This window comes from Winogradskyella alexanderae, from assembly GCF_020166335.1.
GTDB classification, from domain to species: domain Bacteria; phylum Bacteroidota; class Bacteroidia; order Flavobacteriales; family Flavobacteriaceae; genus Winogradskyella; species Winogradskyella alexanderae.
Genome location: NZ_JAIUJR010000002.1, coordinates 259,083 through 271,336, shown reverse-complemented (window position 1 = coordinate 271,336; position 12,254 = coordinate 259,083). Strand labels below are relative to the sequence as shown.

At 34.7% G+C, this 12,254-nt stretch carries 11 protein-coding genes; 2 read left to right on the top strand and 9 right to left on the bottom strand.

All coding sequences use genetic code 11. The features are described 5' to 3' along the window. Positions 1-25: 25 nt before the first annotated feature. The 9 genes from LBU54_RS04665 to LBU54_RS04625 all read right to left on the bottom strand — a co-directional run bounded on the left by LBU54_RS04665 (position 26) and on the right by LBU54_RS04625 (position 8,390). The gene (locus LBU54_RS04665) at positions 26-2,545 is read right to left on the bottom strand and encodes a PIG-L family deacetylase (protein WP_224526539.1); all 2,520 of its coding nucleotides are present in this window, start codon (positions 2,543-2,545) and stop codon (positions 26-28) included. A 112-nt stretch (positions 2,546-2,657) separates the two neighbouring features. Next, positions 2,658-3,737 carry a magnesium/cobalt transporter CorA gene (corA, locus tag LBU54_RS04660; RefSeq protein ID WP_224526536.1) on the bottom strand — a complete coding sequence of 360 codons (1,080 nt, stop codon included), beginning with the start codon at positions 3,735-3,737 and terminating at the stop codon, positions 2,658-2,660. Positions 3,738-3,740: 3 nt separating this feature from the next. Continuing rightward, a complete protein-coding gene (locus LBU54_RS04655; RefSeq protein ID WP_224526534.1) occupies positions 3,741-4,268 on the bottom strand; it encodes a mechanosensitive ion channel domain-containing protein in 528 nt (175 codons plus the stop codon). Positions 4,269-4,307: 39 nt separating this feature from the next. Beyond that, the gene (locus tag LBU54_RS04650) at positions 4,308-5,234 is read right to left on the bottom strand and encodes a septum formation inhibitor Maf (protein WP_224526530.1); all 927 of its coding nucleotides are present in this window, start codon (positions 5,232-5,234) and stop codon (positions 4,308-4,310) included. Positions 5,235-5,259: 25 nt separating this feature from the next. After that, positions 5,260-5,853 (bottom strand): Maf family nucleotide pyrophosphatase, encoded by a 594-nt coding sequence (locus LBU54_RS04645; RefSeq protein WP_224526528.1) that lies wholly within the window; start codon positions 5,851-5,853, stop codon positions 5,260-5,262. Between the two features lies 1 nt (position 5,854). Continuing rightward, entirely contained in the window at positions 5,855-6,781 is a 927-nt protein-coding gene (locus LBU54_RS04640) for a geranylgeranylglycerol-phosphate geranylgeranyltransferase (protein WP_224526526.1), read from the bottom strand. A gap of 8 nt (positions 6,782-6,789) precedes the next feature. Further along, a complete protein-coding gene (locus LBU54_RS04635; RefSeq protein WP_224526524.1) occupies positions 6,790-7,104 on the bottom strand; it encodes a hypothetical protein in 315 nt (104 codons plus the stop codon). Between the two features lie 4 nt (positions 7,105-7,108). Continuing rightward, entirely contained in the window at positions 7,109-7,642 is a 534-nt protein-coding gene (locus tag LBU54_RS04630) for a KdsC family phosphatase (protein ID WP_224526522.1), read from the bottom strand. After that, positions 7,629-8,390 (bottom strand): Rossmann-like and DUF2520 domain-containing protein, encoded by a 762-nt coding sequence (locus tag LBU54_RS04625; protein ID WP_224526520.1) that lies wholly within the window; start codon positions 8,388-8,390, stop codon positions 7,629-7,631. The genes LBU54_RS04630 and LBU54_RS04625 overlap by 14 nt, the downstream gene beginning before the upstream one ends. 94 nt (positions 8,391-8,484) lie before the next feature. On the opposite strand from LBU54_RS04625, the gene mscL reads away from it, so the two are divergent. After that, a complete protein-coding gene (mscL, locus tag LBU54_RS04620; protein ID WP_224526518.1) occupies positions 8,485-8,928 on the top strand; it encodes a large conductance mechanosensitive channel protein MscL in 444 nt (147 codons plus the stop codon). A 108-nt stretch (positions 8,929-9,036) separates the two neighbouring features. After that, complete coding sequence (gene ccsA / locus LBU54_RS04615; protein WP_224526516.1) at positions 9,037-12,234, top strand: cytochrome c biogenesis protein CcsA; 3,198 nt, start codon at positions 9,037-9,039, stop codon at positions 12,232-12,234. The last annotated feature ends 20 nt before the right edge of the window (positions 12,235-12,254 follow it).

The following is a 12,254-nucleotide window of genomic DNA, read 5'->3' as shown; positions in this document are numbered from 1 at the left end:
GCTCAGGACCGTTTAGCATTTTATATTAGTTTTTAAGTTGTTTATTCTTTTCTTTACCTGCAGAGATTAAATTTGCGAATAATCTGTAAGCTCCAGGCACACCAGCAGGGAATTCCCTAAAAAAACTCAAACCTGTATATATGAAGTTGCCTTTACCATAAGATGCTACTAAAAGACTTCCTTTTTTTTCGGTTTCGCCGTCATCATTCATTGAAAGTAGTGGCGTGAATTCTTCTGACCATTCATTTGGAAAGTACAAACCACGTTCTTGCACCCAACCATTAAAATCTTTGGAAGTAATCTGATTTGGAAAATTTAAAATTGGATGATTTGATTCTAAGATTCGTACTTCAGCATTTTCATCGGTTACGCGATCTCTAGAAAGTTTTATATTGTATGGCGCAAGATTCTGAGTTTTTAGGCCTCTGTTTGTGTTATATTGTACAATCATGTTACCACCATTCTCTACATAATCGAATAAAAACTTTTGTTTAAATTCCAGCTCATCAATTATATTGTAGGCTCTTATACCAACAACAATTGCGTCAAAATCTGATAGATTCTCTGTAGAAATTTGTTCTGGTTTAATAAGTGTAACATTATAGCCAATTTGCCTTAAGCTTTCAGATACCACATCTCCTGCACCTTCTATATAGCCGATATTGTTACCACGCTTTTCAATATCTAACCTTACAACCTTACTTTCACTCGGCATTAAAATCGTTTGAAAGGGAATATGAGGATAGTCTATTTCTATTAGTTCACTGGTGTAAAAAACATCCCCTATAATAACCATTGGCCTAATAAGACCTTCACTTTGGTTTTTTGGAGGTACTACCGTAAAAACCACCTTTTGGATATCGCCTTTATTAGCAATTTCTATTTTTTGTTTTTGAGGATATATACTCCAATCATCTGGATGGGCCATTTCTACATAACCTTCAATGCTATTTTTGCCGGCTTTAACAATTACTTCAATATCTTTCTGTTGGTCATCCTCAAAAATGTAAACTTTGTTTGCCAAACTTACAGCTACTGAAGGTATAACTTCAAAGGGTCTGTATAGCTCACCTTTATCTGGCTTTGAATATCTATAAACAACGGGTTTTGTGAAGGAAATCGGCACATTATTTATTAGTAAATTAAAGGTAATTTCAATACCACGTGGGGTTTCAGGTAATCCTATTAATTCCTGATTTTCAACGTTGTACATGCCAATGCCATTCTTTCTATTTAACCAATATGGTGTGGTATATTCTATTTTTGTTGGAATAACAATATCCTCAAGAAAATTAAGTTTTTGATTGCCAGACAAATTAACTCCTTTTGAGATACCGTCTGGTAGTGAAGATATTTGATACGAAACCAATTCAATTTCAGCATTGCTTCTGTTGAGTGCCTCAATTCGAAGTCCTACTACTGAGCTAGGCGAGGCTTGTGGTACCGTTGCAGATCCTTCTAGATATAACCCAGCACAAGCCTCTATGATTTGTTTGATTTCATTGGTCTTTATAGTTTTCCAGTGGTTATCCTCTAAATTTTGAATTAGTTTGTAAGCTTCGGTTAGTTGATCTAGATGAGAAGATGGATTGATGAAATTAAAATTGTCTTCTACCTTTTTTAAGATAGCTCCAATGGCTTTACCTCCTTTTATACGATTCCAAGAGACATCGATACCTGCAAAAACATCGTTGTTTCCTTCTAATGGTTCCCCTTTCAGAAATTCGATATATTCCTGTTGGCTGCCGCGTTGTGAAAGTCTCCCAAAACCTTGACATAAATGCTGGCTACTGGCTAAGGCAGCAACTTCATTATTTGATAATCCCTTTGTCGGATAATATACACCTACATCAAAGTTGAGCATATTTGATTTGTCCGCCTTCTCAAAATTTTCTTGACTGCCGTAGAACCACCACGAAGTATTAAAAAATAAGCGTTTAGGTTGCCATGGTTCGGTATACTCAAATTGGGACGTGTATTTGGTTTTATCGTTGGAGAGATCAAAAGCTTCCATACTAAGCATTGCTGATGCCGTATGATGACCGTGGGTTCTTCCAGGTGTTCTGTGATCAAAACGATTGATAACAATATCTGGTTTAAACGTTCTTATTGCCCAAACGACATCTGCCAATACTTTATCTTTATCCCAAATTTTTAGTGTTTCATCCGGATGTTTTGAATAGCCAAAGTCATTGGCTCTAGTAAACAATTGTTCACCACCATCAACACCTCTTGCGGCCAATAATTCTTGTGTTCTTATAACTCCTAAGAGTTCACGCAGTTCCGGGCCAATTAAATTTTGTCCGCCATCACCACGTGTAAGAGAAAGATATGCAGTCCTTGCCTTAACATGATTAGACATGTACGAAATAAGGCGTGTATTTTCATCATCTGGATGTGCTGCAATGTATAAGACGGAACCAAGGACATTAAGTTTTTGTACAGCATCGTATATCTCTGACGCATTTAGTTTTTTTGGTTGTTGTGCTTGTATTGAAACTATTGTATTTATGGCGAGCCATAGACAAATTGCAAATTGCCTCATGTTTTTACTAGTTAGTTATGTCTCAAAGTTATAAAAGTTAATAGGCGATAGTTGCCATTTTAGATTTATTTAACGGTCATTAGCTTATGTTTCATTCAATCTTTACAATGTTTCAAAGCCACTTTTTGCGCTTAAAGTAATAAAGCATGGCCAGAAAAAGTAAGATCATTATTCCCCATAGGATAAAATAGCTGTATTTATAGTGCAATTCTGGTATATGGTCAAAATTCATTCCGTATATACCAGCGATAAATGTTAACGGAATAAAAATGGTTGCAATGATTGTTAGTACCTTCATTACTTCATTCATTTTATTGCTAATGGTGGTCATATACATGTCCATTAAACTCCAGATCATTTCACGATATATATCTATATTTTCAGATACTTGTATTAAGTGGTCGTAAATATCTCTATAATAGGTGATTGTACGTTTATAAATTAATGGATGATCACCCTTTTCAATACGATTTATAATTTCTCGCAGAGGGAAAATGGCACGTCTAACTTTTAGTATTTCACGTTTTAATTGTTGTACCTCAATATTTATATCTTCTCGGGCATAACCTGTAAACAGTTCGGTTTCCAAATCTTCGATTTTGTTTCCTAGGGTTTCGATAATGCCGAAATAGTTATCTACAACAGCATCTACAAGGGCGTAAAGAAGATAATCTGATTTCATTCCTCTAATACGACCGTTATTTAATCGCAAGCGTTCACGAATAGTTCCAAATACATCACCTTCAGATTCTTGGAATGTGAGCACGTAGTTTTTTCCTAGGACAAAGCTTACCTGCTCTATGACTATGTTTTCTTCCTTGTTATAATATAGCATTTTTAAGACAACAAACAGGTAATCGTCGTATTCGTCAATTTTTGGTCGTTGTGAGGTATTTACAATATCCTCTAAAACTAATGGATGTAAGTTGTATTGCTTGCCAATGTCTTCAATTTTGTCAGTATGTTTTAAGCCATCGACATTTATCCATGTTACCGAATCTGTTTCTTTATAGTTAACAGCGTCTTCAATATTGAGTAAAATAGACTCTTCTATATGTTCTTTCGTATAGTCAAAACATTCGACATGAAAATCCTTATCGGACTTTTTCCCTGTGTAGATTAGTGTGCCGGGAACTTGACCAATATGTTTTTTAGATTCTTGGGTGCGTTTTTTCCTCGTTCGTTTAATCATATTCTATAGAATACTGCTATCGTCTAAGGCATCTTTCTCCATTAAAGTTACAGCTTTTTGGAGAATCAAGTTATTAGGGTAGGTGACTAAATCACCGTTATCCTCTCTAAGTATTAGTTGAAAAGCTCTAATGTCTTCTATAATGGCCTCTACAGGGTAATCCTTGTCGTGTATTTTTATTTTATCACCAACTTTGTATGGAAATGAAAAGAACATTATTACGCCAGAAGTTATGTTGCTTAAAATGGACCAAATAGCAAATAAAGCAATACCGATAACAGCAAATACAGAAGAAAACAGCAGTGTTATGTCACTGGTCTCGGCACCAAATATAAAAGCCTCCAACAATAAGGCAATGAATACAAGGGTAACGGTTACGTAACGCCCAATTAATATAGCCCTTGCTTCTGAGGTGCCACTTTTTTTACCGATTTTTTTAACAGCAATTATTATTAAAGCTCTTACTACAAATAATATAAGCAGTAGTAATACCGAATATATTATTTCCGACTTATAAGAATTAAAAATCATTTTAAACCTAATTTGAATGAAACAAATATAAGCCTAATTCTATTTAAGTTTCAAGGTTTGTCTTAAGTCGTTATCTGCATTTTTATTTTTCCTCCAGTAAGCAGACTTTATCGTTTTTAGCCTTGTTGCTTTTGTTGTTAGCGTTTTTGCACTAGCTCCAAAACCACTTGTCCACATTTCTTCCCAACCCATTATTTCATAAGGAAAAACGTTACTAAAATTAATCTGGAGACTTCTGTTTAAACTTGGGTAGGAAAGAATATATACGCCATCTTTTAGTGCGGCATATGCATCATAGGCTTTAATCTCTTCATGTCTTAATCGTGTATATTCTAAAGATGGAATAATTTTTATGTCTCCAGTTGGAAGACTGTTTGGGTTAATCCTTAGTTTTGTAAATAGCTCATTTTCAGTCCAGGTTTTGTCTAATTTGAAACGCTGATCTGCCTCGTTTTGAAAGTAGGAATGGGATGTGATTTCAAAGCTCTCTCTATTGTTTAGTTGTGTATAGACTTGACCACACCATTCTTGTATTGAAGCTGATATTTTGATGGCATGTTGATTATTTGAAACAGGATAAAACGTACTTTGCATTATAGAATAAGGATAAATACCTGTATTAAAGTTCTTGGTTGTGTTTAATTTCAGCACAGGAATATTAGATGTTTTATAATTGTCCGCTTTAACTTGAACTTCGGGAAGAAAATCTTCGGTTACAAAAACCATTACTGCCTTACCTTCTCGGATTTCACCGTAGCGTGCTTGTTCCAGTTTGTATGAAGTTATTTCAGCCTCGCCATTGTACCAATAATCCTTAAACGCTTCCGATAATTCCACTTTTTTAGTCGTTGATTTTTCAACAACATCATTCAAGGCAATTTCTTTTAAAGTATTCGATTCATTCTGTTGGCAGGATAGCATAAAGATAAAGGCCAACATTAAAAACACATTTGGGAAATTCTTCATTTTCTTTTTGTGCAAAGTTACGGCCCTAGCTAGTGCTAACAATGCTATTTAACGTTTCATAAAGTAAATGAGTAGGCAATCCCACCACGTTATTGTAGGATCCCTCAATCTTGGTAATTGCAACAGAACCAATCCATTCTTGGATACCGTAAGCACCGGCTTTATCAAAGGGTTTGAAGTTGTTTATATAAAACCAAATTTCTTCGTCACTTAGTGTTCTAAAAGTTACTTTGGTGATTGTATTAACAAGTATTTGATCATATTTTTGAGTGAAACATATCGAGGTGATAACATCATGTGTTTTATTACTCAATGATTTAATCATATCGAATGCATGTTGTTCATCTATTGGTTTTTCAATAGGTTTGTTTTCTAACCAAACTATCGTGTCACTTGTAATAAGTATTTCTTTTTCCTTGAGCGCTTCTGTAAAGGGCTCAGCTTTTAATTTTGCCAGATAATCGGTTATTTCTGTTCCTTTTAAAGTATCAGGATAAACTTCTTCTACAGGATGTTGTCTAATTTCAAAATCAATACCCATTGCTCTTAAGAACGCATGCCTACGAGGTGATCCTGAAGCAAGGATAATGGTGTGGTCTTTAAGTTTCTCCCTAAGCATTTTATTTCAAAACAAATTGATAAAGTACAACTGACAACATGCCCGTGAGCATTATAAGTTTGAGTATTGAGCTAATATGGCGGTACTGTTTTTTGTTTTCGGCATTGAATAATTTTATACTGACATAAATAAGAGGTCCCAAAACGAGTATCAAAAAATAACCGACCATAAGTTGCTGTTTGTAAAGGTATGTTGCTAAGTAATAAACAATTGCAAATATTGGCACTAATGAAACAAAGAAAGCCACTTTATTTGCTCGTTCCCTTCCTACTAGAACAGGAAGTGTTTCGATCCCAGCATTATAATCACCATCAATATCTTCTATATCTTTAACAAGTTCTCTTACAAGATTAATAATGAAAGCAAAGATGGCATAATCCCTAACAATTTCTAGAAATGTTTGTTGCGCTGTTTTATTTACTTCAGACATAACAGGTAAAAGTTCAAAAATACCAACAATCATAACGCACAATGCAACGACCAAGGAGACAATGATATTACCAACTAATGCAATTTGTTTTAAGGCGGTAGAATATAAATAGAGTAAAATAGATGCGATAACAAATATGGCAAAGAAGCCAGATTTACCAATACTGTTTGATAAATAGAACCCAAGCCCAATACCAATAACATTTAAAATGATGAACAAATTGTAAGCTGTCTTTTCATTGATGGTCTTATTTATAATCAGTTTGTCTGGTTTGTTGATTTTATCCGTGACAGTATCATTAATATCATTAATTACATAACCTGCGGCGGCAATACAAATAGTAGCTAGTACCAATAAAGCAAATTGAAAATTGTTTAGTGCGGTAAAAACACCATATGTATTTTTGAATGGGATTAAAAGTGCATATTTCAATAAACATTGCACACCGATAATCATTAATAAGTTTTTCCAACGAACAAGTTGAAGAAAGTGAGTCATTTTCTTAGTTAGCGAGATAATATTTGGTTAATGAGGTAGTAGGCGAAATAGGCAACACCCATAAAAACGAATAAGCTAATTATTGTGGTTCGTATAAATAATTTACGTTCTTGACGTCTTATTTTATCCTTTATTTTTTGCTTGTCTTGTTTACTAAGGTCCTTGTGCAGAAAATGCATTTCGTAATGCAGATGAGCTTCTAAATCTAGTTTTTCCTTATAAACAGAAAACGGCGTATTTGTCCTTTGGTTAAAGGTGGCTTGGTTGTTTCCAAAACCTATATAACCAAATCCAGTACTATGTCTTCTGCTTCTGCGTCCCATTTATCTAATCGTATTTTGCATCAAAACTTTTGTTCCATTTTCCGTGAACTTTTAGCACTTGCTCAATAACATCCCTAACGGCTCCTTTACCGCCGTTTTTGTGTGAAATGTATTTACATATCGCTTTGATCTCTGGCACAGCATCTTGAGGACAACACGGTAAGCCAACAAGTTTCATAACAGGGAAGTCTGGGATATCGTCTCCCATATATAAGACTGATTCGGCTTTTATATTATAAATATCAAGATATTCATCAAGTTTTTCAATCTTGTTATGCGCCCCTAGATAGATATCCGTAATGCCTAAACCTTTAAGACGTTGTCTTACACCTTTATTGGTACCGCCAGAGATTACACAAACATTAAAACCAGCATCGACAGCAGTTTTTAGAGCAAAACCATCTTTGATATTCATTTGCCTTAATAATTCGCCGTTTGTTGTTACAGTAATTGTGCCATCAGTCAGCACGCCGTCTACATCAAATATGAAAGTGCTAATATGCTCTAAATACTCTTTATAACTTTTATCGTTGTCCATGTGTTTTTTTTATGGATTTTGTCAGCAACTCATAGATTGCTTTGTGTTCTTGGTTTTCAATTAGTTTTAAATGTCGCTTAATGGTTTTTTTGTCATTTCGTTTTGCAGGACCTGTCTGTGCCATATACGGCGACATTGTTTGAACTTTACGTGCTGTCTCTAATATTAATGGTTTCAATATATCAAAATTAATGCTTTTAGCATCGCTAATCTCATGAGCAATTCTGTATAGTTGATTTACAAAATTATTGACATAAACAGCAGATAGGTGTAGAGTCTGTCTTTGCTCTGTACTTATTTTGTAAGTAGTACAACCCATGGCATCTCCTAATGTTTTTAACGTAGTGTAACTATTTTTATCTAATGCCTCAATGCATATGGGTACCTCCTTAAAGTTTACATCAGCATCTTTTGTAAAGGTCTGTAATGGATAAAATACACCTCTTATATGTTTTTTATCGAGATGGTGAATTGAAACGCTACCAGAGGTATGCACTACCAATCTATTGTCAAAAGGTAGGGCAGAGGAGATTTCATCAATACTGTCATCGCTTATGGCTAATATATATATATCTGCTTTATTAAGTTTATCTAAACGATCAATGGTCTTAACTTCATTTTTATAACTGCTAATCTTATCTAATGATCTATTGTACCACTGATTAACAATGATAGCATCGGATTCTGAAAATGCTTTATACAAATGCATGGCAAGATTTCCCGCTCCTAATAACGTTACTGATATCATAGTGTAAAAATACTAAGATTTACAATTCTTGTTTACGCATTTAGAACAAATGAAATAACTTTAACCTTTAATTCTTAAAACAAATCAATCTATTATGAAACTATTTAGAGAATTTAAGGAATTTGCAGTTAAGGGCAATATGATGGATATGGCCATAGGTATTATAATCGGCGCTTCTTTTAACAAAGTGATTGACGTGTTGGCAAAGGAGGTGTTGTTGCCTCCATTATCATTGCTGTCAGACGGAGTAAATTTCCAAGATAAGAAACTTATTTTAAGAGATGCAATTGTAGATGCAACAGGAGCAATAACTACATCTGAGGTATCCATAGCCTATGGTCATTTAATAGAAACTATTTTAGATTTCCTAATCATAGGATTCACTGTTTTTATCGTTGTGAAATTTATGAATCGATTAAGACGTAGAGCTCAAGACACAAAGGATGAAACAGTAGTTACACCTAAGGATATTGAGTTGCTTTCAGACTTGAAAGAACTTATGCAAGAACAAAATCAGCTTCTTAAAACAACTAAATAAATCACGACTTTTGTTAGATTATTTTAACACATTTTGATGGTATAATTGTCTTACATAAATCGGTAAAAAGCTTTATCTTTGCACGTGCTTAAAAACAAGCCCAAAGCTATGCAAAAGAAGATATTTAATTTCCTTTTTTCAACACGACTTACAGCAGTTTTATTTATAGTTTTTGCCGTTGCAATGGCAGCAGGTACAATTCTAGATAGAAACATGGATACTTCGCCAACACCTTACACCAGACAATTAATTTACAATGCTTGGTGGTTCGAGGCAATAATGGTGTTTTTTGTTATCAATTTTATCGGAAATATTTTCAGATATAAGCTTCTTAGAAAGGAAAAATGGGCGACACTAGTCTTGCATTTATCATGGATATTTATTCTAGTCGGCGCCTTTGTAACACGATATATTGGTTACGAAGGAATGATGTCTATTAGGGAAGGTGCTACCGAAAGTGAATTTTTATCTCAAAAAACATATATCAAAGGACGTATTGTTGGTGATTTTGTAATAAATGGACAATTACAGCAACGCAATATCGAGGAAGAAGTAGATTTTTCGCCCAGACTGGCTAATGATTTTGAACAAACCTACGATTATGGCGGTACCCAAGTAAAAATAAAGCTAAAAGAGTTTATAAATGGAGCCGAGAAGGACATATTGCCAGCAAATACTGGAGAACGCTACTTAAAAATTGTCGAGGCAGGAGGAGGTCAACCACACAACCATTTTTTAAAGGATGGCGACATAACTAATCTTCATAACGTTTTAATATCCTTAAATAACTATCAAGAAGGTGCTATTAATATTTCCGAAACTGATGAAGGGCTTTTTATCAATTCACCTTACGATGGAGAATATATGACTATGGCTACTATGAGCCAGGGAAAACTGTTTAAAGATAGTCTACAACCGTTGAGGTTACGCTCTAGATATATCATTGGCAATATGCAAATGGTATTTCCAAAACCAATTATAGAAGGTAAGTTTGGTGTTGTTAAGAAATCAGAAATACTTAAGAATGATGCAGATGGTTTAATACTTAGTGTAACTGCCAAAGGAGAAACAAGGGAAGTAGGTTTGATTGGAGGCCAAGGCAATTATAACGGATTTGAAGAATTTCAAGTTGGAGGCTTGGAGATGGCCTTACAATATGGTTCTAAAGTATTGCAATTACCTTTTGAGGTTAAATTAAATGACTTTATAGCAGAAAAGTATCCTGGAACAGAAAAGGCTTATTCTTCTTACGAAAGTAAGGTGACTGTATTAGACAAAGAAAAAGGAGATTTTGATTATCACATTTACATGAACAATATCTTAGATCATAGAGGCTATCGATTTTTCCAAGCGAGTTTTGATCCTGACGAGAAAGGAACCATATTATCAGTAAATCATGACCAGTGGGGAACATACCTCACTTATATAGGTTATTTATTACTTTATTTTGGACTGCTAGCCATTATGTTTGCTAGACATACAAGATTTGATGATCTCAGACAAAAGCTTCAAAAATTGAAAATTAAGAAAGCTAAATTATTGGCAGTACTATTGGTGCTATTCAGCATTTCAGGTTTTGCACAACAACATTCTCAAGATGATGGTCATGATCATTCATCAGGAATTAGACCAACGAAAGCACAAATTGATTCTATACTTGCAGCAAACATAACACCAAAAGAGCACGCGGATAAATTTGCAAAAATGGTCATCCAGGACTATAGTGGTAGAATGATGCCAATGCATACGTATGCCTCTGAGATGCTCAGAAAACTGAGCAAAAAAGAAACTTACGGCGATTTTACCGCTACACAGATTTTTCTTTCTATCCAAGAGAGCCCATTGCTTTGGTATAACGTTCCGATAATATATCTCAAGCCTCGGAAAGCAGACTCTATTAGGACAATTATTGGAGTTGACTACGACAAAAAGTATGTAAGTCTTCTTGATTTTTTTAGCTCAGATGGTCGCAATAAGCTCGGGCCATATGTAGAAGAGGCGTACAAAGCGCAAGTGCCTAATGGCTTTCAAAAGGAGGTAAAAGAAGCTTATGGTAGATTAGGTTTGTTATCTGACGCCATTGAAGGTAGATCGATTAAAATATTTCCTGTTCCCGAAGATGAAAACAATACTTGGATTTCATCATTAGAATTTAGAGAAGGAAATTTCAGGGAAAAAATAAAGGACAGTTTGTATGGAAATTTCATCAATAATGGTTTTAGCGCTTATTTGGTTACACTTAATAATGCGAAGCAAACCGGTGATTTTTCTCGAGCTGAAGAGCTGTTGAGTGGCATTAAGAAAACGCAACAAAAGTACGGAGCCGATGTAATGCTATCCAACGAGAAGATTGAAGCGGAAATCATGTATAACAAGTACGATATCTTTAAGCGATTATTTAGCTGGTATATGTATGCAAGTACGCTTCTGTTTATACTAATTATTGTCCAAATATTTAAATACCGCAGTAAGTTGCTCGATGTCGCTGTTAAAGGCTTGATTGGAGTAATACTATTCTTATTTTTATTACATATTGCTGGATTAGCTACGCGCTGGTATCTTTCAGGACACGCTCCATGGAGTGATGCCTATGAATCCATGATATATGTTGCTTGGTCAGTAATGTTATTTGGTCTTTTATTTGGTCGAAAAAGTAATTTAACTATTGCATCATCTGCCTTTGTGTGCTCAATGATTCTTATGGTGGCACATTGGAATTGGATGGATCCTGCAATAGCAAACCTACAACCTGTTTTAAAAGGGTATTGGTTAATGATACATGTATCTGTTATTGTAGCGAGTTATGGACCATTTGCCATTGGAATGATTTTGGGCGTAGTGGCGCTACTGCTTATGATTCTAACGAACAAAGAGAATAAGTCCAGAATGGATATAAATATTAAAGAATTAACTATAATTAACGAGTTGGCCCTAACAGTCGGACTTGTAATGCTAACTATAGGCAATTTTCTTGGTGGTATGTGGGCTAATGAAAGTTGGGGACGTTATTGGGGATGGGACCCAAAGGAAACTTGGGCCTTGATAAGTATTATGATTTATGCCTTTGTAATTCATATGCGGCTAATACCAGGATTAAGAGGTAGGTGGTTATATAACCTAATGTCCGTTCTGGCATTTGGAAGTATCTTAATGACTTATTTTGGTGTTAATTTTTATCTGTCGGGTTTACATGCCTATGCAAGTGGTGATCAAATATTGAGTTTTCAGTTTATAGCAATCACACTCGTTGTGATTGCAATATTAGCATATGTTGCTCACCGTAAGTATAAGGTTTATTACAAGTAAGTGTCAGAAATTATAAAGTA